Source organism: Micromonospora sp. NPDC049559, assembly GCF_040676675.1.
In the GTDB taxonomy this organism is placed as follows: Bacteria; Actinomycetota; Actinomycetes; order Mycobacteriales; family Micromonosporaceae; genus JBFAPK01.
This window is the reverse complement of record NZ_JBFAPK010000016.1, coordinates 80,394-103,246: the sequence shown is the minus strand read 5'-3', so window position 1 is coordinate 103,246 and position 22,853 is coordinate 80,394. Positions and strand designations below refer to the sequence as shown.

11 protein-coding genes are annotated in these 22,853 nt (G+C 74.9%); all 11 read right to left on the bottom strand.

What is annotated here, in order from left to right; translation table 11 throughout:
• Positions 1–4 precede the first annotated feature (4 nt).
• Positions 5–3,886 (bottom strand): hypothetical protein, encoded by a 3,882-nt coding sequence (locus tag AB0J86_RS18985; protein ID WP_363858718.1) that lies wholly within the window; start codon positions 3,884–3,886, stop codon positions 5–7.
• A gap of 6 nt (positions 3,887–3,892) precedes the next feature.
• Positions 3,893–7,063 carry a hypothetical protein gene (locus AB0J86_RS18980; protein WP_363858716.1) on the bottom strand — a complete coding sequence of 1,057 codons (3,171 nt, stop codon included), beginning with the start codon at positions 7,061–7,063 and terminating at the stop codon, positions 3,893–3,895.
• Positions 7,064–7,096: 33 nt separating this feature from the next.
• Positions 7,097–8,038 (bottom strand): hypothetical protein, encoded by a 942-nt coding sequence (locus tag AB0J86_RS18975; protein ID WP_363858714.1) that lies wholly within the window; start codon positions 8,036–8,038, stop codon positions 7,097–7,099.
• 2 nt (positions 8,039–8,040) lie between these two features.
• A complete protein-coding gene (locus tag AB0J86_RS18970) occupies positions 8,041–10,317 on the bottom strand; it encodes a hypothetical protein (protein WP_363858712.1) in 2,277 nt (758 codons plus the stop codon).
• 484 nt (positions 10,318–10,801) lie between these two features.
• On the bottom strand, positions 10,802–11,134 hold the full coding sequence (locus AB0J86_RS18965) for a protease inhibitor I42 family protein (RefSeq protein ID WP_363858710.1): 333 nt from the start codon (positions 11,132–11,134) through the stop codon (positions 10,802–10,804).
• Positions 11,135–11,266: 132 nt separating this feature from the next.
• On the bottom strand, positions 11,267–12,091 hold the full coding sequence (locus AB0J86_RS18960; RefSeq protein WP_363858708.1) for a C1 family peptidase: 825 nt from the start codon (positions 12,089–12,091) through the stop codon (positions 11,267–11,269).
• Positions 12,092–12,250: 159 nt separating this feature from the next.
• Entirely contained in the window at positions 12,251–14,548 is a 2,298-nt protein-coding gene (locus tag AB0J86_RS18955; RefSeq protein ID WP_363858706.1) for a hypothetical protein, read from the bottom strand.
• The gene (locus AB0J86_RS18950; protein WP_363858704.1) at positions 14,545–15,699 is read right to left on the bottom strand and encodes a VWA domain-containing protein; all 1,155 of its coding nucleotides are present in this window, start codon (positions 15,697–15,699) and stop codon (positions 14,545–14,547) included. The genes AB0J86_RS18955 and AB0J86_RS18950 overlap by 4 nt, the downstream gene beginning before the upstream one ends.
• Positions 15,696–18,125 carry a DUF5682 family protein gene (locus AB0J86_RS18945; protein ID WP_363858702.1) on the bottom strand — a complete coding sequence of 810 codons (2,430 nt, stop codon included), beginning with the start codon at positions 18,123–18,125 and terminating at the stop codon, positions 15,696–15,698. Before AB0J86_RS18945 ends, AB0J86_RS18950 begins: the two co-directional genes overlap by 4 nt.
• Positions 18,125–19,213, bottom strand: a complete 1,089-nt coding sequence (locus tag AB0J86_RS18940) for an AAA family ATPase (protein WP_363858700.1) — start codon at positions 19,211–19,213, stop codon at positions 18,125–18,127. Before AB0J86_RS18940 ends, AB0J86_RS18945 begins: the two co-directional genes overlap by 1 nt.
• Positions 19,210–22,596 (bottom strand): DUF4132 domain-containing protein, encoded by a 3,387-nt coding sequence (locus AB0J86_RS18935; RefSeq protein ID WP_363858698.1) that lies wholly within the window; start codon positions 22,594–22,596, stop codon positions 19,210–19,212. Before AB0J86_RS18935 ends, AB0J86_RS18940 begins: the two co-directional genes overlap by 4 nt.
• Between the last annotated feature and the right edge of the window lie 257 nt (positions 22,597–22,853).

Genomic DNA, 22,853 nt, shown 5'->3' with positions numbered 1-22,853 from the left:
CGGATCAGAGCACGATCAGGTCGGTGTGCACGAGCCGGTTGGCCACCCCCGCTCCGTCCCCGCCGGCCGACGCGGCGACCCGTTCGAACTCCTCGACCACGAGCCGCCGCGCACCGCGCTGCGTCACCGGCGGTAGGGTCACGGTCCCCTGCCAGACGGTGTGCCCGTTCGGCTGCTGCTGAGCGCCGAGGGTGACCGGTACCCCGGGCGCCCCGGCCGGCAGCCAGCCCAGCGCGCCGCCCACCACCGGGTCGCGTACCTCGGGGGTGACGATCACCAGCGACGGACCGGCCGCCGCCGTCGTGGCCCGGTACGACGGCCCGCTCACGGTCACCTTGACCGTGGTGTCCGAGGTGACCTGCACGGTGGTGAGCCGGTCCGGGGGAAGCTGGGTGAAGTCGACCAGCGCCACCGGAGACAGGTGCAGCCCGGGCAGCGAGTGCGGCTGGTACCGCACCAGGGCGAGCCGGACGAACGGCAGGTAGCTCGGTCCCACGTTGACGTCGACGTCGCAGTACCAGAGATCCCGGTCCGGATCGAACGCGACGGCGTGGCCCACCACGTCGACGTTCTCCGGCGCGCCGGCCAGGGCGAGGTTGGTACCGGTCGCCGCGGCGAGCGGGAACATCGCCGGGGTCAGCGCGGTCGCCGCGAGGCCGGCGGTGGCGTAGACCGGGTCCTCCCCGCAGAGCGTGACCACCGAGCGGAGGCGGTCGCGGACCTCGGACGTCTTCGGCGCGCCCGGGTTCCGCTCCAACACCACCCCGAGCAGCTCCCCGTCGCCCGAGGACCACCAGGGGCGTTCCAGGTAGACGCGCAGGCCACTGCCCTGCCGGCCGCTGGTGACCAGGGTCGAGGTGCGCTGCTCGGTCCAGCGGAACGTCGGTACCGCGTGCCGGACCACCGGCGCGGCGGGCCGGGCGGCGGACGGGATGTCGAGCACCACCGGCGTGGTGCTGTCGCGGGTGATCGGCGCCGCCAGGTACTCCACGCTGACCTGCGCCCCCTCGGCCAGGTGGGACGGGTCGCTGCGGGCGATGGTGCCGGCGTCCGGATCGAGCACGTAGTCACGGCCCTCGGCGTACTCGCCGGCGGCGTCGGCCACCACGACCGAGCCGGGTACGAGCCCCGCGGGGTCGAGCACCACCGGGTCGGTGCCGGTCAGGCTCAACCACTGGCGCCGGGTGAAGTACTTGCTGAACCGCGAGGTCGCCACCGCCCGGTAGGTCACCCGGCGGTAGCGGGTGTCGCCGAACTCGTGCCGGTCGGAGATCGGTACCGACTCCGGCTGGGCCGGGTTCTCCGCCACCGTGTGGTTGGCGACGGCGGCGGAGGCGGTGCGGGTGTGCGGGGGCGGCGCGCCCGGCCCGCCGTCGACCCGCTCCGGCCACTGCGCCAGTACGTCCAGCCGGGACGTGCTCCTGCGGTCGGCGTGCAGTACGCCGTCGAGCGTGGCGTGGGTCTGGCCGGCGGCCCGGGTCGGCGTCCAGCCGACGGGTTCGGGGGTGAGCAGCGGCTGCCGGACGGCGTGCACCAGGGTCAGCTCGACGTACGGGGTGAGCATCCAGTGCCGGCCGTCGAGCGCCGCCGCGGCCAACCCCTGGCGCACGCCGGCCGGCAGGTTGGCGCTCTCGATCAGCTGCCAGATACCGAGCAGGGACAGGTCCGCGTCGGTCAGGTTGCAGCTGACCCGCACGACGCTGGTCTCGCCCTTGGGCAGCGACACCCGCAGCACCCGGGTCGCGTCGTCGAAGTCCGCGTGCGCCGGCCCCTCGGCGAGCACCACGCGCAGCGGGCGCAGGGCGTACCACGGCTTGCCGGGCTCCGGGGTGAAGGGGACCTTGACCGGTGCCACCGATCCCCCGGGCAGCCCCAGGAAGGTGGCGCCCCGGGCGATCGGGTCCGGCAGGTACGGCAGGTCGAGCTGGTCCACGTCGTAGTAGGGGTGCGGTTTGATGCCGTCGGTCTCCCAGGAGACCTGCGGCGACGTGTCGAGGTCGCGGTGCTCCCGCTCGGTGATCAGCGCCCAGGCGGCCGGGTCGAGGACCGAGGGCTGTCCGGGTTGGGCCGGGGTGTCGAAGCGGCCGTGCTGCTCGGCGGTGAGCTGGGCGCTCTGCGGCGGTACGACGTGCCGCTGACTCTCCGCGGTCGCGGCGGTGTCGAAGTTGGACCGGATCACCATGTGCGCCACGCTCTCGCCCTCGGTACGCGGCTGGCGCAGCACGAGCACCGGCGCGGCGACCGGCTCGTAGCGCAGGTACGGCAGCGCCGGGGTGGCCACCGGCGCGGCGGGCGCGGTGGTGGCGTCGAACGGTACGGAGTTCCCGGCGAGGTCGACCGCCCGCATCCGGAACCGGTACGAGCGCCCGAAGCGCAGCCTCGGCAGGGTGCCCGGCCGGGGGGTGAAGCGCACCTCGAGCGGGTACGCGGTGGCGGCCTTGTTCTCCGGCGTGCCGATCTGCTCGTCCGGCGTGATGGAGGTGCCGGGCGGCGGGGCCGCGAGGCTCCACCCGAGCCACTGGAAGAGCGACTCCTGCAGGTAGAGGTCGGGCGAGGAGCCGTCGGCCGCGCTGGTCGGGGTGGTGGTGAGCGCGCCCTCGTCGGTGACCAGCAGCTCGATTCCGGTGCCGGGGACCGTGTAGCGGCCGACCCGCGCGTGCAGCGGGTACCATCGGCCGGCCGCCTCGTCGAAGACGTCGACGCGGTGCCCGCGTACCAGGTCCTCGGCGTCGAGCACGAGGCCCTGCCCGCCCTGCGCGGCGTCGTGCAGCTGCTTGGACCGTTGCAGCGCCGCCACGAGCGCGGCGGCGCGGCCGGTGCGGGCCACCGAGAAGCCGGCGGAGCGCAGCGTCGGGACGGCGTACGCCTCGGGCTGCCCGGTCCAGCTGTGCTGCCGCGAGGCGGCGAGGTTGGCGACCAGGTCCATGGTCTTGATCGCGGCGCCGTCCGGGTCTATCCGCACCACCGTGTACCGGTCCGGATCGCCGACGGGCAGGTGGCCGCCGACCAGGTCGGGTGCGCCCGGGCGGGGCGCCGCGACGAGGGCGCCGCCGGAGAGCGCGCAGCGGGTGCGCGGGGTCTGGTCGGTGTGGGTACCGCCGGCGGCGGTCAGCGCCGGCGACCACGCCGGTACGACCGACAGCTCGCTCGCGGCCGGCACGCCCGCCAGCAGCTCCGTGGGCACGTCGAGGTCGACCACGAGGCCGAGCAGGCGCAGCAGCGCCGGATGGTCGAGCACGAGCGCCAGGACGTCGTGGAAGTCCAGCTCGGGCGGGGCCAGTTCGACCACGGCGGCGCCCCGGGGGGCGTGGAAGCGGCGCAGCTGGAGGAAGTCGCGGGGCGGGTCGGCCGGACCGGGCGGTACCGCCCGCTGCTGCGTCAGGACCTCCTCGATCTGCTCCATCAGGCGGCGGCCACCGTCGCGGCCCGGATGGAGCTGCCCGAAGAGGCCCGCGTCGACCAGCTCCTGGTAGCCGGGGTACTCGGTCGGCGCGGTGGTGGCCACGGTGCGGTACCGCTCGGTGAGGAACGCCTCGACGTGCCCGACTGGGTACGAGCGCACCTTGCGGTCGTGCAGGTCGGGAAAGGCGTACGGGCGGACGAACGTCTCCGGCGCGAAGAGCGCCCGCCACAGGTCCGAGCGGGGTTCGGAGACCACCTCGGCCGGTACGGCGTTGCCGCCGAGCCGCACCGTCCAGCCGACGCCGGCCACCGTGGCGGGCCAGTCCAGCAGGTCCGGGAACTGGGTCAGCCGGGGTACCGGCAGGTCCTCGTCGGTCTGTAGCCGGGGCGCGACGTGCACCGACACGCGCAGCCGGTCGGGTGCGGGCGGCGGCGTTCCGGGTGCCGGGGGCAGGGCGGTGAAGGCGATCTTCTGGTCGCGCATGCCGGATCATCCTCCGAGGGGTGCGAACGCGCCGGCGTACTCGTCCCAGACCGACTGGGCCGGCATCTGGTCGAGGAAGGTCGGGTCGTTCTCGTCGCCGCTGAACCTGCGCTCGACGTGCAGGCTGACGCTGGTGCTGAAGAAGAGCACCTCGACGGCGAGGGTGACGGTGGCCTGGCCGATGACCTTGTTGCCGGCGGACTGGTAGGTCAGGCCGAGGTACATCTCCAGCGAGATGGTGACGATGCCGAGCGCGCTGACCTGCCCGCGCATCCGTACGTAGCCGGTGAGGGTGCAGGTCTGGTTGCCGCCGGGGTCGATGTCGAGCCGGAAGTAGAGCCCGGCCATCACCTCGATCATCCCGGCGGCCACCACGAAGTCCAGCTCGGCGTGGGCGCCGAACTCCAGCGCGGCCTCGATGAACTCGGCGCCGTCGGTACCGAAGCCGGCGGCGAAGTAGCCGCCGCCGCCGAAACACTGCACGGCCAGCAGGAACGGGTTCTGCCGCTCGGCGAAGTAGAAGGTGAGCCGGATGGGCCGCTCCTGCCCGTCGGGCACGGCCGGTACGAGCAGGGGCAGGGTGACCGCGACGCCGGCCATGAGGTTCTTCAGCGAGAAGACGCCGAGCTTGATGGCGGGGATGCCGAAGAGCAGCCCGACCTCCAGCGCCGGCCCCGGCAGGAAGTGCACGATCTTGCCGAACTGCGGGGTGCCGGGCGGCTTGGGCGCGCCGCTGATCTCGTCCATGATCCGCTGTAGCAGCTCCAGCGGCCCCTTGAACCGGATCTCGCCGAGCACGAAGTCGATCACGTGGTCCTTGCCGGTCTCGGCGATGAAGTAGACCCGCTGGAACTCCACCTCGACGAAGGTGAGGACGTCGCCGACGAGCCGGAGCACGAGGGCCGGCGCGGTGCCCACCAGCGGGCCGGGCTCGGTGTCGTCCGGCAGGTCCTGGGTCTTGCTCCACGGCTTGCCGTTCGAGATCAGCGCCTGGAACCGGTGGTAGACCAGGTTCGGGTCGTTGTTGTCGACGCCGATCTCCAGCTCGATCGAGGCGTACGTGTACGGGAAGACCTCGATGATCTTCAGCGGATCGCTGACCAGCTTCGGGCGGAGTTCGAACCGCTGGCGCGGTCCGACCGCGTCGCCACCGCCGGTCAGGGCCTGCGGCGCGCCGCCCGGGTGCTCGGTACGCAGCACCATCGCCCCCTCGGGCGCGGCGCCCGGGGTGACCGGTACGGGCGCGACGATGTCGCTGAGCTTGACCCCGCCCATGATCCGGGGCGTGGCCGCCGTCGCCTCGAAGATCGCCGGCAGGTCGTAGCTGCCGGCCTTCAGGGTCTGCAGGTCGCCACCGACCGGGCCCATGGTCCGGGAGAGCCCGCGGATGTCCATGGCCGGCGTGAAGGGGCCCGCCTTGTCCGCGTCGAAGGCCAGCGTCACCGGCTCGGCCAGCACCGCGTACACCTCGGCCGGGTTCTGGGCCGGGTCGAAGCCGTGCGCGGCGTAGCCGTCGTCGATCTGTACCGCGACCTCGCCCAGGTCGCGCCCCGAGAGCTGTTCGGCGGCGGGCAGCCGAATCCCGGCCGCCGACACGGCCGGATGGCACCGGACCTGGTCGTGGGCGACGAACGCGGCCGTGCCGTGGTTGCCGACCGGGGCCTGCGCCCGGAACGTCAGGCTGGTGGCCGCCACGTCGGTGTCACCCGGACGGTCGCTCGCCGCCAGCGCCAGTCGCTGCCCCGCGAGGGGACGCCGCCGCAGCGGGTCGGCCTCCGGTACGGCGTTGTACGCGGCGCGGACCTGCGCCAGCTTCGGCTCGTCGAAGGCGATCGTCGACTTGACGAAGACCACCGGCGCGGTGAACCGTACCCGCCGGCCGCCGTGGTCCACCGCGCTGAACTCGAAGGCGTACGGCTCCCCGCCGATCCGGGGCACGAAGGCGTCCTGCCCCAGCGCCGGCACCAGGGGCTGCGGGTCGTCGATCGTCGGCGTGGTCACCCGGGTCACCGTCAGGGACCGGAACGGCAGCCGCCGTCCCTCGTCGGCCTGCGCGAACGCCGGGTACCGCCGGGTCGGCTGGCGGACCACCAGCAGGTACCGCTGCCGCAGGTACGCCACCTGCCCGCCGGACCGGGCCGGTGACACCTTGCGCTCGGTGATTTCGAGCAGCGAGGCCTGGTGGCCGAAGGGCAGCAGGTAGCCGCGCTCCACCACGCGGACGTCCTGGTCCCGGCCGAGGGTGGCGCGGTGCCGCCAGGACAGGATGGAGAGCGCGTTGGCCGGCGGGTCCCAGCCGCCGTGCGCGTCCAACCAGCCGCCCATGCCGCTCAGGGCCAGCCGGTTCACCTCGACCGGGCGCGGTTCGTAGCCGGCGATGGTGTGGTCGGCGCTGGCCCGCACGATCTGCACCCGGTCGCGCGGGGTCAGCGGCATCCGGAACGGCAGCCCCGGTGCCGGCACCACCGCGCCGTCCGGCGGGGTCTTCGCCCCCGGCGAGCCGGGCGGCAGCAGCCAGGCGCCGAAGTCCGGGTCGGTTCCCCAGATCGCCCGTACCGTCCGCGACTCGGCGTCGTCCTCGTCGGTCGTGCCGTCGGCGCCGGCCACGCCGAGCCGGGTGTGCCACAGCTCGGTACGGCCGTCGCGGGTCACCGGCGTGGTCGAGTGCGCCCAGGCGCTCCGCTCGTGCGGCGAGAGCAGCAGGCGCCAGGGCAGCTCGATGGCGGTGTGGTACGGCTGCGGCGGCCCCAGCGCCGGGGCGCCGCCGGGCGGCGGGGCCGCCGCCGGGTGCACGCTCGCCGCCAGCTGGCCCCAGGCGAGCAGCGCCGACTCGGTCAGGGGCACCTCCGCCACCGCCTCGGGCACCGCGAAGGCGAGGCGGCTCGGTCCGGCCAGCCGCGCGTCGACCGGCCAGTCCGCCGGCTCGCCGCCGGAGTCGGGATAGGTCCGCTCGGCGAGGTGCTGCGGCGCGAGCACCGCGACCACGTACGCGGGGCCGGGTGAACTCCGCCGCAGCACGGCGCCGCCGGGGACGGGGTGCGGCTGCAGGTTGTAGAAGTCGAACCGGATCTGGAGCTGGTCCTCGCGCCGGCGCAGCCAGCGGGAGAACGAGAAGGTGACGAGCTGCTCCGGTGCTGGCCGCCCGGACTCGGCGGTCGGCTTTTCGGCGTCCTGCACGGTGCCCTCCGAGGATCGGTACCCGGTCAGCGGTTACTTGTCGACGAAGACGAGGGTGTAGCCGCCGACGATCTCGTCGTCGCGCCGGCCCTGGACGTGTACGACCGTCGCCGTGCCGCGACCCGGCGCGGGGGCCCGGCCGGGCTCGCCGATCTGGACGTCCTCGGCCCGGGTGGCCCGCCGGCCCGGCGCGACGAGATCCACGATCGGCTGCGCCCCGGCGCCGACCAGCCAGAAGGTCAGCCGGGCACCCCTGGGCAGCGTCCCGCCGAGCTGTCCGAGCAGCGGCGCGACGTCCGCTCCCCACGGCAGCACCATGATGTTGCGCTGGGCGACCTTGCGGTCCACGGCGGGCTCCAGGTGGTCCGGCGCCAGCGGGTCCCCGACCCCGCTGGCCCGCACGATCAGGCACTCGTGGCCGCCGTTGACCAGCGCCGGCACCCAGGCGACCGGGCACTTGACCAGCTTGTGGCACTCGGCCGCGCTGGTCCGGCTCGCCAGGTCGACGCGGGCGGTGGCCCGGAACAGCGGCGCCTGGCCGGCGAACGCGATGGACGGGTTGAAGACCAGGAACTCGACGGTGGCACCGATCAGCGGCGCCAGGCCGAGGTTCCAGACGTGGGCGTAGAGCGTGTGCGGCTGACCCACCACGGGCGAACCGCCGGGGTTCGCCGGTACGGCCGGCGTGCTCGCCGGGTCGCCGGGCGCGACCCAGATGTCCGGGCTGTGCCAGAAGGTGCCGCCGTACGGCCGGATGCCGAAGTCGCCGACGTAGGTGCGGATCAGCAGCTCCGGGCGGAAGGCGATCCGGTTCCGCTCCATCCGCGGGCCGAGCCGGTCGCGGAGCGTGTCGAGCAGTTCGCGTTCCCGGTCGTCGGCCGGCAGGCCGAACCGGTCGGCGGGGTCGGTGGTCACCCCGCCGCTGCGGCCCGGGGCGGAATCGAAGAGCGGGTGGCTGGGCGGGGTCTCGACCATCGCTACTTGGCCTCCAGGTCGATGTAGCGGATGCGGACGGCGGGTGGGCTGGCGTTCGGGTCGTGCACCGGCGGCGCGGTACCGCTGATCACGTCGTCGTCGCACCAGCCGTAGCCGGCCGATGCCGGGGGCGAGTACTGGTGGCCCGAGTTGGCCGGCTGCGCGTCGTCCCGGTACGCCTCGGGCGCGGCGACGGCGGACGGGTCCCGTACCCAGTCCCAGCAGAGATAGCCGTAGCCCCGGTCGGCGTCGAGGTTGAAGTTGGGGATCGTGCCGGGGTCGTCCCGGGTGAGCCGGGCCACCACGTAGCCGGTGAAGTCGACCGGGCCGCCCAGGGTGCGGAGCGGCAGGTGGTTGTTCTGCGCCTGCACGGTCTCCTGCTCGCTGCCGGCCTGCTCGAAGTCGGCCCGGGCGCCCGGATCACCGGCGAGCGGGGCGATCAGCGCGGTGGCGTCGGTCAGGCTCGGGTACGGGCTCAGCCGGGTGCTGGTCCGCTCGATGTCGACGGGCTGCTGCGCCAGGTTGCGCAGCGGGAAGAGCCAGGGCCGGACGAAGGCGCTCGGCGCCGGGCCGCCGGCGCACGGATTGGTGATCGGGATGCCGCCGGCCGCCAGCACCGCGTCCTCCTTGTCGACCACCGCCTCGCGCGGCGCGCGCAGGCTGCGCTCGGCCCCGGACGGCTCGGAGGCCGGACCCTCGGGCGGCACGATCAGGCCGCCGCTCAGGTCGTTCAGGGCCGACTGCAGCGTGCCCCAGGCGTCCGCCGGCGTCACCCCGAGGGTCATCAGCCCCCGGCTGGTCTCGGACCTCATCGGCAGCGCCAGCCCGGTGTACGCCAGGTACCAGTGCAGCGCGGCCCAGGCGTTGTAGAGCGGCACCTCCAGCAGCTCGTACACCAGGTAGCGGATCGGCGCGGTGGCCAGCGTCGTGACGATGCCGACCAGCGCGGTGGCGGCCCACGCCAGTACCTGCGCGAGATAGAGCAGCCAGGCGAGGATCGCCAGCAGGATGTCCAGGGCGCTGTCCCAGGTGTCGGCGTCGTCGCCGCCCGGGCCGTCGTTCGGCGTGCCGGAGCCGGGCGGCGACGGGAACGGCGGAACGGTGATGACCTCGAACTCCGGGTACCGCATCGAGTAGTAGTCGGTGGTGGTCCACTTCAGGTACTTGAACAGCCACCAGTAGGTGGTGGTGACCGCCTCGGGATCCGCGTAGCCGTCCTCGGAGAAGCCGTTGGGGCCGGGGTCCAGATCGGCGATGATCGTCGGGTGGGACGCGGTGGCGCCGTTCGGGCCCGTGTCGAGCCCCGGGTCGGCGAAGAACTCCCGGGCGGCCCCGGCGATGAACTGCGCGAGACCGGCGGGCAGATCCGAGTCGACGTCCCACGCCTTCTCCCGGTCGAGCAGGTCCAGGGTGGTGTCGCCGGTGGCGTGGGTCGGGCCGGGCTGGCTGTCGAAGAAGTCGTGCCGGGACGTCCCGTCCGGATTGAACGCGATCCAGAGGTGCAGCGCCGAGTTGTTCAGCATGTTGTAGATCGGCTCACCGCCGCGCTCGGCGTCGACCACCCGCGCGTCCATGTGGTTCTCGACCAGCTTGTGGCGCTGCCAGTGCAGCCGGTACGGCCCGCCGCACTTCTCGTTGGTGAAGGCGTGGCCGGTCACGTCGGTGGCGAGGTGGCTCATCCAGCCGAGCGCGAAGGCGAGGTGGGCGTCGTTCCCGCTGGCCTGCGCCTTGGTGAACAGGTGCCGCCCGAACTCGAACGTCTTCCGGTAGTGGAACATGTCGCTCCAGAAGAACGTCTGCTCGTCGTACCCCTCGGGCACGCCGCTGCCGAGCAGGCCGAAGATGTCGTACTGCCGGACGAGGGCGACCTCGACGAAGGCGATCAGGAACGCGATCCCCTGTTCGGCGATGGCGCCGAGCTGGTCCAGGACGCCGCCGGTGAGCGCGCCGAGGGTGTCGGCGTTGTTCATGGCGATCGGTTCGAGGGTGTTCTCCCAGGGCTCCAGGAAGTTCTCGTCCCAGCCCTCGACGAAGTCCTTGAGGAAGTTGGCCGCGCCCCAGAGCCCGGTACCGAGCGGTGGCTTGAAGTCGGGCAGCAGGAAGAACATGTCGGGCCCGAGCGCGCCGAGGGCGGTGTAGGCGGGGTGGTCGCGGGCGATCTGTTCCAGCTCGGCGGCGGAGGGTCCGTCGGCGGCGAAGAGCGCCGCCGCGCCCGGGTTGGTGGCCAGGGCCGACAACGCCCGCCGGGCCACGTCCATGTGTGCGTACAATCCGGGCACGATGCCTCCGTAGGGGTCGGTGCGCGGCCCGCCGGCCGGGCCCACGGCGTACGGCGGGGGCGGGGCGTCGTCGGCCGCGACCGGATGCGGGCAGGGTGGGGCTCCGGCCGGACGGTGTGCCGGACGGCGGGCGGAGCGCGGCAAACGGTGGAGCGGGCCGAGGCGGGAAGGTGCGGGGCCGAGGCGGAGAGGTGCGGGGTGTCGATCGGCGGTGGCGCGCGGTCGAGAGCGACGGTGGGCAGCCGCTTCGGCGCGGCGGGTCACCGGTCGGTCGTCGGTTGCAGAAGAGATATCCCAGCGGCGATCGGGCTGTCACCGACTCTGTCGTTTTCTCGACAGCCTTCGCGCGCGGCTGCGGGAACGGATGCGGGCAAGCGTTCCCACACCGGACCCACGCAGCACTGTGGACAGAGCGGACATACCGCTACCAGCGGATTCACCCGTTAGAGTGACGTCGACGGGCGGGCCGGCGGCGGCCGGCCGATCAGCTCCCCGGTGCGGCCTCGATCGTCGTCTCGTACCGGCGCGCGGCCGCCTCGACGCCCTGCCACGGGCGGCGCAGCGTCAGCCGGACCCGGCCGCGCCCGGCGCCGACGACGCTGAAGCGCAGCTCCCGCCGGCCCCGTCCGCCGCGCTCCACGCCCGGCGGCGGCAGGAACCGGTCACCGGCAGGTTCGAGCACGTTCTGGTCGAACTCCTCGACCTGCCAGCGGAATCCCGAGGCCGGCGTCTCTTCGAGGTGGATACGAACGAGGTCGCCGGGGCGGGCGGAACGTGTCCCGCCCGCGTCCTGCTGACCGAGACTGATCTCCGCCATCACATCCCTGTCTCTCCTGGCCGCGCCTGTCTCTCCTGGCCCCGCCGACGCGGCTGTCGCGGGTGTCGCGGGTGTCGCGGGTGTCGCGGGTGTCACGGCTCGCGGCTCGTGCGGCTCTCGCGTGAACGGGCGCTAGTGCGGCAGTTCGGCGGCGCAGCAGGCCTCACCCTGGTCCTGTAGCAGCCCGTCGAAGTCGCCGCGCCGCATCTTGAACCGGCCGCCGAGCCCCCAGTCGTCGCCCCAGGAGTTCTGGAAGAGGTATGCGTCCTCGGCGTCGAGTCGGTCCAGCATGAGGTAGCAGTGCCCGCCGGCCGCCGAGCCGGTCGGTCGGACGTACCCGTCCGCGTCCGGGTTGAACATGTCGGAGGTCCAGGTGGTACCGACCACGACCGAGCCCTGCGTGTTGATCCACTCGTCGATCTCGTCGGTGGTACGGGCGAACGCGAACGCGGCGAGCCGGCCCCGGGCCCGTACCGCCAGCGCCCCGGAGCGTACGGTCGAACCGTTCTCGGCGAGCGGCTCGCCGTCGATGACCTTGCACTCGTAGTAGAGCGCGTGGCCGTCCGCGTTCTGGTAGGAGCCCTCGACCGGGCTCGCGTCCACCCAGCCGGCCCAGCCGAACCCGACACAGTGTCCGGTTTCCCCCTGGTCGAGCTGGATCTTCAACTCCCAGGCGGGCGCCGCGTCGACCGGTCGCGGTTCCGGCTCCCGCTGCCGGCTCAGCCACCGCCAGAAGACCAGGTACGCCCGCCAGTCCGAGAAGTACGTCGTCTCCCGCATCACCTGCTCGATCGTCCGCTGCCGGATCGACTCGGGCGGCTCGGCGATCTCCATGAGCTGGGGCAGGGTCCAGTCCCGCGGGTCCGGCGCGTAGACCCGGCCGAGCAGGCGGGGCCCGGGCACCAGGGCCGCGCTGCGGGGTGGCGGGTCGACCGCCAGTCGTCGCTCGTTCGCCATCGGACATCCCCCTTCCGGACACCGGCGCGGCGGCAGCAAATCACCGCCCGCCGCGGTCCGGACGCGAACCACTCGGGCACGGCGAACCGCTATCCGCGCTCACCTTTCCCAACGAGCCGGACCGTGGGTGCGTGGCGGGCGGGTCCTCCCCCACGCTGGTCAGCGACGTTCGGCGGTGACCAGCAGCCGGATCTGGGCGTCGACCCAGGAGCGCACCGCCGCCTCACCGGGGTCCGGACCGAGCGCGGCGGCGAGGTCCGCCAGCGCCGCGCCGCAGCGGCCCAGACCCGCGGTGCCCAGGTCACGGCCGGCGGCGCGCAGCCGCCGGGGAACCGTCGGGGGCAGCCGCCGCAGCCCCCGGTGGGCGACCTCGGCGAGCAGGGCGAGCCCGGCGTCCAGCGCCGCCACCACCGGGTCAGGGGCCTCGGCCTCCCCGGCGGCCAGCGCCGTGCCGCCGTCGCCGGGCGCCAGGTCCGGCACCACCGGGCCGGCATCCGTCACCACGGCGACCGGGGTGATGACCACCCCGCCCCGGGTACGGTGCAGCGCCCCGCTGACCAGCCGCGGCCCCGCCGCCGGATCGAGCGCGGCGGCGAGGCTGTCCAGCGCGCCCGGGCAGGCGCCCCGGTGCACGGCGGAGATCGTGGCCGTACCGCCGAGCCGGTCGCTGACCTCCGCGTCGAGGCGCTGGTCGCCCGGGGCGTACCGGAGCGAACGCACCGCGCCGAGCTGGACCACCCGTACCGACTCGGCGTCGACGCGGGGCCGGACCAGCCGCGGCGGCAGGGCGTCCAGCTCCCGGGCGTACTGCGCCAGGTCGCGTACGACCAACTCGTCCGGGAGCGTCTCCCAGTCCCCGGTCGACGGGGTGACGGTGGTCCGCGCGACCCGGTGCGACGCGAGGCGGATGCGGCGGCTGGCGGTACGCACCGCCGACTCGGTGACCACGTTGCCGGCCGCCAGCCGCGCCAGCGGCACCCCGGCCAGCCGCCGCGCGCCCAGCTCGGGACCGGTCGGGCCGGTCCCCGTCGGGGCGCGGGTCGGTGCGGTCCCGGTCTGTGCGTTCTCGGGCGGGGCCGGCCACCGCTGGCGCAGCACCAGGACCGTGGCGGTGTCGACGTGGGCGAGGAAGACGTCGGCGGTCCACTCTCCCCCGTTCGACCCGATCCGGCAGCCGAGGCCGACCAGCCGGGCCCGCCGCAGCGGTGTCTCGGCCGCCTCCTCGGTGCCGAGCACCCGCGACCGCGGGCTGGCGCCGCCGTTGCGTACCGCCCGATGCCGGGCGTGCAGCTCGGCGAGGAGTTCGGCGAGCCGCTCGGGGCGGTAGTCGGCGGCGCGGTCACGGTATCCGGCGAGCGCGTCGGCGATCTCGTCGAGCGCCAGCAGCGGCCAGCGCAGGTTCGCCGCGTCCAGGTCCCGGCGGACGGCCGCGAACGCGGCGGCCTGCCCGGCGCCGGTGTTGACGGCACCGTCGAGCAGCACCTCGGCCGCGAGCGCCAGGGCCGGCTCGACCCCGGTGGCGCTGCCTCCGCCGCTCTGTTCCCCGCCGACCTGGACCTGGAGGTCGCTCGCCTGGGGCGCCCGCTCGTCGGCGACCCGGAACGCCCACACCGCCAGCGCTATCGCCTGTTGGTGGGCGCCGTGGGCCGCGTCCGTGTGCGCGTAGCCGAGCTGCCCCGGCACGAGGAAGCGCACCGTACCGGCGGGAAGCTCCACCCTCGGCGCCGGATCCGCCGCGCTCGGCCGCCGCACCCGGGCGCTGTAGCCGCGCCGGTACGCCCGCCGCGCGGCGGCGAGCGTCGACGCCCCGACGAACTCCGCGAGTTCGTCGTCGCCGAACCGCCCCGGTGACCAGTCGACCGGCTCGGCCTTGGCCGGACCGGTTCCGGCGGGCCCGGCCTCGGACGTGGCCGCCCGGGGTTCGGTCGGCGTCGCCTCGGGCTCAACGCGCGGCCCGGACCCGCCGTGCAGCCCGGACTCGGAGTGCGGTTCGGACCCGGAGCGCGGCCCGGACCCGGAGCGCGGCCCGGACCCGGAGCGCGGTTCCGAAATCAGGTCCGGTTCGGACACCGGATCTCCGTCGGGCGGTGCCGGCGTGGACGGCGTGACCGGCGCCTGCGCCGGACCGACCGGCGGCTCCGGTGGGCTCGTCGTCTCGCCGGCCCCGCGCTGGTACGCCAGCACGAGGATCAGCACGTGCCGGCAGTGGCCGGTGGCGGCGCAGCTACAGGCGGCGGCGTCGAGTCCGCCCCGGGCGGGCAGCGCGGTACGGGTGCCGTCCGGGTGCTCCGCGCGCACGGTGCCGTCCGGTTCGACGCGTACCCGGGGCGCCTCGCCGCCGTCGAGCGCCTTGCCGGCCCGGCGCAGCAGTCCCCGGTTGGTCAGCGCGGCGAGCGCCTCCGGGGTCAGCGCGAGCAGGTCGGACCGGACCGGCGAAGCCTCCGTCGGCACGCTCACCGGCCCACCCGCTCGGCGACGAAGCCGGCGAGTTCGCCGGGGGTCATGGCGCCGACGTGCACCCCGACGTCGGCGAGCCGCTGGGCCAGCGCGCGGTCGAAGTCGGGGTTGGCCTCCTCGTCCAGCGCGGCGAGCCCGAGCACGTGGCTGCCCTGGCCGACGAGCTGCCGCGCGGTGTGCACGAGCTGGTTGGCGTCGCCACCCTCGTAGAAGTCGCTGATCAGCGCCACGATGGTGCGGCGCGGGTGCTCGACCAGCTGGGCGGCGTACCCGAGCGCGCGGGCGATGTCGGTGCCGCCGCCGAGCTGCACCCGCAGCAGCAACTCGACCGGATCGTCCACGTCGGCGGTGAGGTCGACGACGTCGCTGTCGAAGGCGACCAGGTGGGTACGGACGCCGGGCAGCCCCCACAGGCAGGCCGCGGTGACGGCGGCGTGGATCACCGAACCGACCATCGAGCCGGACTGGTCGACCAGCAGGATCACCTGCCAGCGGTCCAGGTGCCGCCGGGTACGCGAGCGGAAGTACGGTGTCTCGATCAGCAGCCGCCGGTGTTCCGGCTGGTAGTGGGAGAGGTTGGCCCGGATCGTGCGGTGCACGTCGAAGTCGCGGGCCTGGCGGAACCGGCTGGGGCGGCGCGCCCGGGTGCCCGAGAACGCGTGCCGGACCTCGGTGGCGAGGCGCTCGGTCAACTGCCGTACGACGGCCGCCACGATGCGCCGCGCCAGCCGCAGGACCTCCGGGTTCATCAGGTGTTTCGTGCGCAGTACCGCCTTGAGCAGCGTCGCGTTCGGCTCGACCCGGGCCAGCACGTCGGGGTCCGTGACCAGGTCGTCGATCTGGTACCGCTCGACCGCGTCGCGTTCGAGCCGCTCGATCGTCTCCTTCGGAAAGAGGCGGACGACCTGGTCGAGCCACTCCACCGTGGTGAGCACCGAGGGGCCGCTACCGCCGTCGCGGGTGCCGCCCCGGCGGATCCCGCGCCGGGCCAGTTCGCCGTCGCGGCCGTAGAGCCAGTCCAGCGCGGCGTCCCGGCCGAGGGCGATCTCGCCGAGCGACTGGCCGTTCAGGCAGGCCTGGCCGGGCTCGCCGAGCACCAGCCGCCACCGCTCCAGGCTCGCCCCCGCCGACCCGCCCGCCTCGCCGGTCATGACCGTTCCCCGGTCGACATCAGTCCCTCCCGCAGCAGCAGGGCGTCCACGTACGCGTCGAGGTCGCGGGCGCGCGCGACCAGCATCGGGTCCAGCTCGACCCGGAGCAGGGACCGGCCGGAGCCGGCCAGCCCGCGCCGGGCCAGCAGCCGTCGGGCGATCACGTCCCGTTCGCGGGGTGGGAAGAAGGCGAACGCCTGCCGCAGCGCCGGCAGCGCGACCAGGAAATCGTGCTCGCTCATGGCGCCGAGCACGACGTCCACGACGCCGAGCAGGTCCACCACGGCGGGCGACCCACCCGACGAGCCGACCGGGTCCGACCCGCCCGGCGCGTCCCGGCCCGACCCGGCCGGCGACCCGCCCGACCGCGACCCGTCCCGCCCCGACCCGGCCGGCGGTGCCTCGGCGGCCAGCACCTCCTCGCCGGCCAGCACCTCCTCGCGGGCCAGCGCGAACAGCCCGGCGAGCCAGTCCCCGAGCACGGCCGGGCCGGCGGCACCACGTACCCCTCGGACCGGGTCGACCGGGTCCCCGAGCGACCAGGCGAAGCCTGAGGCGGCCCCGCGCAGGTCGGGCGGCACGCCCGGGTCGGCGGCGAGCCGGCGCATCACCGCCAGCGCCGGACCGCCGTCGATGCCGAGCGACGGGCCGGCGTGGACGATGGTGTCCCGGGCCGCCGCCAGCGCGGCGAGCCGCTCCGGGTCGGCCGGGGCCCGCCCGCCGCGGATCCCCTCGACCAGCCAGAGCAGTCGCGGCACCGACGCGGTCAGGACCACGCCCAGCGCCTCGGCCCGCGCGGTGCCGAGCAGCCGGTCGTGCCGCCACAGCCCGAGCACCACCGCCAGCACCCGGCCGAGCGCGCCCACGTCGCCGACACCGGCGATCGACCGGGCGAGCATGGCGAGCACCCGCTCGGAGAGGCGGTCGACGCCACAGAGGGCGGCGTCGAAGAGCACCTCGGCCAGCCGGTCGACGTCCGGGCCGGCCCGGTCGATCCGCTCGGCCAGCCGGGCCGCCGCCGCGTCGGCGAGGGTGGCGCCGTACGCGCCCGCCTCGATGACCGCCACCAGCCGCTCGCCGGCCGGCCGCGGGGACCAGTGCTCCCGCAGCCGCGGATCGGCACCGCTCGCGTCCGGGCCGCTGTCGCGGGCGTACCCGGGGACGCCGAGCACCCGCAGTCGGTGCAGGACACGGCTGGTCTCCCGCTGGTCCCGGTCGGTCAGGTCGAGCCGTACCGGGTCGTCGCCGGCGAGCCCGTGCCGCTCCAGCTCGGCGGCGACGTCGTGCACCAGCGGCGGTACCGGCGTGGCCGGGTCGAGCCGCCCCACCCGGTCGCCGCTGAGCGCCGCGACCATCTCCACCACCACGGGATGCGTACCGGCCTCCAGCCGGCCGCGCCGGCTCCACGGCAGCGGGCCGTCGAGGGCCTCGCCGACCAGGGCGGAGACCAGGCCGTCGAGCACGTCGGCGCGGGCCGGGTGGCGGTGGCCGCGGATCCGGGCGAGCCCGTCCGCCATGGTCCGGGCGGCGACGAGGTCGGCCGTGGAGACGGGCTGCCGGCGCCCGCGCAGGCGGCGTACCACCGCCTCCAGCAGGCCCTCGGCCGCCCCGGCCGGCCCGTGCTCCCAGAGCCGCTGGTAGTAGTCGGGCGAGGGCAGCCCCGACTGGTACCCGTCGAAGGCATCGAGCCGCCTGAACGAGTACGGCACCAGGTAACTGCCGGCGGTCGCGTCCTCGGGTGGCGCCGGTACCTCCGGCCAGTCCCGCCCGGTCGGCGCGCCGGCGGCCAGCCGCAGCAGCGCGGGGCGGTGGAACCCGCCGCAGACCACGAGCACCGGCCGGCCGTCGGCGTGCGAGCGGGCGGCGTCCACCCAGTCCGCCATGTACGCCTCGCGGGCGGTGTCGTCGTCGCCGGCCGGCGACTCACCACGGAGCAGGTCGAAGTAGACCGCCAGCCGCTCGGCCAGCCCTTCGTCGGGATCGCACTCGAAGAGGTGGTCCCAGAGGGTGTCCACGTTGTCCATCGCGAAGGCGCGGCACAGGCGCTCGACCGCCTCGGCGTACCGCAACTCGGCGTCGGCGTACCGGTTGCTCCGGTCGGCGAACGCCGGATGCCAGGCCGGCAGGTCGATGAAGCGCAGTCCGGCGCCGTGCCGCCGCCCGACGGTAAGCGCCACCCACTCGGGCGAGTACGCGCAGAACGGCGCCCAGGAGGCGTGCGCCCGCCGCCCGTCGCGGTACGAGGTGAAGACCGCCACCGGCAGCTCGTGCCCGAGCAGCAGCTCGTCGAGCCGGTCGTTCATGTCCGCCGGCCCCTCGACCAGCACGTACGCCGGCCGCAGCGCCGCGACGGTGTCGGCCACCAGCCGGGCACAGGCGGGGCTGTGGTGGCGTACCCCGATGACGGTGACCTCGGCGGCGCCCATCAGCCGGGAAGCAGGTGCCGGGCGTCGTGGAACTCCCGCCAGTGCGCGCCGGACCGCCGCCCGGCCTGCTGCTCCAGGTAGCGGCGCAGCCGGGCGAGGTCCTCCGCGTCGTCCTTGGCGGCGGTACCGGCCAGGCAGGTGACCAGGTCGGCCGGCGTGCCGGCGGCGCCGTGGAGGAACCAGCCGCGCAGACCCACCGCGTGCGCCACCGAGACCGCCTCGGCGGTGCTCATCACCGCGGAGAGCCGGTCCATCGCCTCGCCCCGCTCGGTGGCGCCGTGCCGCAGCTCGCGGAAGGTGGTCACCAGCACCTCCAGCACGTCGCGGCGCGGCGGCGCGGTGACGCCCGAGCGGCGCAGCAGCTCGCCGGCCTGGGACTCGACCAGGTCCAGTTCGGTGGCGAAGTCGGCGATCGGGAAGACGGTCTCGAAGTTGAACCGCCGCTTCAGCGCGGCGCTCATCTCGTTGACCCCGCGGTCCCGGGTGTTGGCCGTGGCGATGATGTTGAAGCCCTCCTGCGCGAAGACCATCGCGTCGGCCCCGGTCAGCTCCGGCACGGCCAACACCCGGTCGGACAGCGGCGAGAGCAGGCAGTCCTGCACCTCCAGCGGGCAGCGGGTGATCTCCTCGAACCGGACCACCCGCCCCTCGGCCATGCCGCGCAGCAGCGGCGCCGGGACCAGCGAGCGCCGCGACGGCCCCTCGGCCACCAGCAGCGCGTAGTTCCAGGAGTACTTGATCTGGTCCTCGGTGGTGGCGGCGCCGCCCTGGATGGTCAGCGTCGAGTCGCCCGTCACGGCGGCGGCCAGCAGCTCGGAGAGGAGCGACTTGGCCGTGCCGGGCTCCCCGACCAGCATCAGCCCGCGGTTCGTGGCAAGGGTGACCAGCGCCCGGTCGATCAGCGACGGGTCGCCGACGAACTTCGTGGCGATGCCCGCGGACTCGTCGCCGAGGATGAAGCGCCGGGCCGCGCGCAGGCTCAGCGCCCAACCGGGCGGGCGCTCGTCGCGGTCGTCGGCGCGCAGCCGGGCGAGCTCCTCGGCGTACCGCAGCTCGGCCGGGGGCCGCTGCGCGCGGTCCACGCTCACGCGGTCACCTCCACCAGGTCCCGCAGCAGCTCGGAGGCGGTGACCGGGTCCAGCACCCCGAACGGCAGCCGCTCGCCGTCCCGCCAGATTTCCACCTCGCCCCGGGTCAGCTCGATCTCCCGCAGCTGCTGCACCGGCCAGTACTCGATGTCACCGACCGGGATGCCGGGGTCGAGGTGGACCGCGAGCGTACGGTCGCCCGGCAGGCGCCGTTGCACCCAGCCCTGGATGCCGGCATCCTCCGGCGTGCCCCGCTCCCAGCCGCGCCGTTCCAGACCGACCAGCTTCGCCGCGGCGACCTTGATCCCCTCGAACCGGGTCAGTCGCGTCGCGGCCAGCTCCTCCTCGGTGAACCGGTGCACCTCGCGGCCGAGCTGCGGGAACGGTTGGAGGATCTCGTAGTCGGCGAGGAGTTCGGACCAGGCCGGCACGGCCGTACCGAGCCGCACCGGGTGCGCGATGCCGACCTCGGCGGCGTCGTCGAGGTCGAACGTGTCGTCGGCGACGTCGGCGAGGGTGCGGTCCTCGGCGACCCGGAACGCCGTACGCACCTCGCCGTCCGGGCCCCAGGTGGCCCAGACCAGCCGGCGGACGATGTGCCACAGCAGCGGATGGGCCACGAAGTACCGCCGGAAGTCGGCGCCGCTCCACCGCCGCTCGGTGACCATCGCCCGTTCCAGTCGCCGGATCTGGTCGGCCGCGAGGGTGCGCACGTCCTTCTTCAGCGCGCCGAACCGCTGGTACGCCGCGGGCGCGAGCCGCTCGTCGTCGCGGGCGCCCGGCTTGGGCAGCGCCTTGCGGCGGGCCCCCGTCCCGTCCGCGACGTACGGCTTGAGCTGCTCGTCGAAGCCGACGGTGAACCGGCGGGGGCCGTAGTCGAGGACCAGGCTGCCGTCCGCGTCGAGCCCGAGGTCGGGCACCAGCCGGTCGCCGAGCTGTTCGGCGCTGAGCCCGAGGTCGGCCGCGACCTCGGTGATGCGCTGGCCGGCCTGCTCGCGCAGCGCGGCGAACTTGACCTTCTGCGAGATGCCGTACAGGTGCATGAGCGCGACGTCGGTACCGATCGCGGCCAGCACGTCCAGCCCGACCACGGCGCGTGCGTGGCCGCCCTCGCCGGGCCAGGCCCGGATCACCGGCGCGAGCCGGCGCACGGTCTCGTCGTCGCCCAGCCAGCGCAGCGCCTGCAACGTCCAGCCCTCCTTGGCCGACGAGCCGCTGGAGCGCCACCGCTGGAACAGCGCCCAGCCGAACTCGGCCAGCGAGGCGGGGTCGCAGACCTCGACGACCCGCGGGACGCCCGCGTACGGGGCGTCGGGCTGGGAGATGGCGAGCATGGTGCACAGGTGCCGCACCGCCGCCTGCGGCAGCGCGGTCTGCCGGTCGCGCAGCAGCACCTGCGGCAGCATGCCCGGATCGGCCCAGGCCGGCAGCACCGGGATCTTGGCCGGCAACAGGTGCAGCGGATCCGCCGCCAGCAGCGCCTCGACGGCGGCGACGGCGGCCGGCCCGTACCCCTGGGCGGCGGCCACGAGCGCGCCCTCGTGTCCCGCCGCGGCCAGCGTCCGCAGGCCGTGCTCGGCGGCGCGCCGCCGGGCCCCCGCCTTGCCGAAGGCCGGCGGCAACAGGCCCCGGGCGGCGGACTCCGGGTGACGGACCAGCCAGGCCAGCGCCACCGGCCGGACGGACTTGAGCCGGATCGAGCAGTCGGCCATCAGCTCGGCGACCTCGGCGTCGGCGTACGGGGCCAGCAGGCCCGCGGCCTGCGTCGGGTACCGCCGCGCCAGGTGCAGCACGGCGGGGAGCGCGTCCAGTTCGAACCGGGCCACGATCGGCCGTAGGTGGTCCTCGGCGTCCCAGGCGTCGTCCGGCCGCCAATCCGCCAGCAGCGGCCGGGCGAGTTCCTCCGGCGCGTACAGGAAGAACTCGACCTGTTCCCAGTGCCGCAGTCGGCCCGCCCGGTGCTCCGCCGCCCGGCGCGCCCAGTCCTGGTTCCGGTCGCGGCCGGCCAGGAACAGGTTCCTGACCGGGGTCCACTCGTCGCGCTCCCCCGGCCGCCAGCGCACGGCCCCCTCGGCGGGCGCGGCGAGGCCGTCGAGCACCAGCGGCCTGGCCGTCCGGCCCGGCGCCGACCAGGGCGGGTCGACCAGCACCGGGGGCAGCGCCGACTCGGGCGCCTCCGGCACCAGGTCCGTCGCGTCGCGGACGGCCTCGACCCGCGCCCGGGCCGCCTCGTCCAGCGACGGCAACCCCGCCTCGACGGCGGCCGGAGTGGTCAGCACGTGCGCCCGGAGCAGCTCGGCGGCGATCCGCCCCCGGTCGGACTCGGCACCGGCAGCCACGGCCAGCAGCCGCAGGGCCCGTACGGGATAGCGCCGGGCGGCCTCCGCGACGGCCGGCTGGACGTACTTCTGGTCGAGCCGGTCGAGCAGCAGCCGCAGCGCCTCGTCGGTGGGGAGCGCGGTGATCACCGAGAGCAGTCGTTGCCGGCCGGTGGCGTCCAGATAGGGCTGGTCGAACCAGGCCGCCAGGCGCGACGCGATCGCCGGGCCCACGCCCTCCGCCGCGGTGCCGAGCAACCCGAGGTCGTGCAGGATCACCCAGGGCTGGAGCCTGCCGCTGATCAGCTCCAGCTGCTCGGGCGTGCTCGCCGCGCACCAGAGCAGCATCCCCAGGTCGCCGCCCTGGCCGACGGGGACACCGGACAGCTCGCGGCAGTCGGCGTCCACCCACGCCGCCTCGGTGGGCAGCAGGAACGAGGTGGCGACCCGCTGGTGCTGCCCCGCGTCGCGGTACGCCGCCAGGGCGTCGCGCGCCCGCGCGTACTCCTCGTCGCCGCCGGCCGCGAGGTGGGCGCGGACCCGGCCGCCCAGCACCCGCCAGTGCGGGTGGTACGTCCACGCGCCGCCCGGCGCCTGATGCCCGATGTGGGCATGTTGGACGGTGCCCGCCCGCTCGGTGGCGACCCGCAGGCCGCTCAGCTCCACCACGACCAGGGCCGCGAAGGTCGACCCGTACGCCGCCATCCAGCCGTCCGCGAGCTGCCGCAACCGGCTCTCGTTGGACCAACCGATCGCGTGGCTCGCGGCGCCCGCGACCACGGCCGCGCCGAGCGCCGACTCCGCCCCGCCCAGGTACGCCTCGGCGGCGGCGACCAGGTCCGGATCGCTGGCCGGATGCCGCAGCACCCCGGTCAGCTCCTCGCGCAGCTCCTCGACCAGCCGATCCGCGGCCGCCCGCGCGCTCGGACCGGCCGGCAGGGCCGGTCCCGGCGTGCCACCACGTCTCGGCAGCAGTCCGGCCCGCCGCCACGGCGCGGGGATCAGGAACGTCTCCTCGTCCGGAAGTTCCACACCGGCACCGACGTCGTCAGCTGAAGCTCGCACCAGGCTCTCCTCGATCACCACGATCTCGCGGGCGCCACTGTAACGACAGCCCCCGACAGCCCCACGGAGAGCAAGCGCAGCGGCGCCGGTGGTGTCCGCACTGACGCGTCGCGGCGAACGACCACCCGCCCACACCACCGCGGAAGGGAAGACACCACCCCTCAGGCGCCGCGAAGCGCGCGAGCGCAGCAGTACAGCGAGAACACAAATATTTCGCATCTGTCGCCAATCGACGGAGGACGAGCCGGCGAATGGCA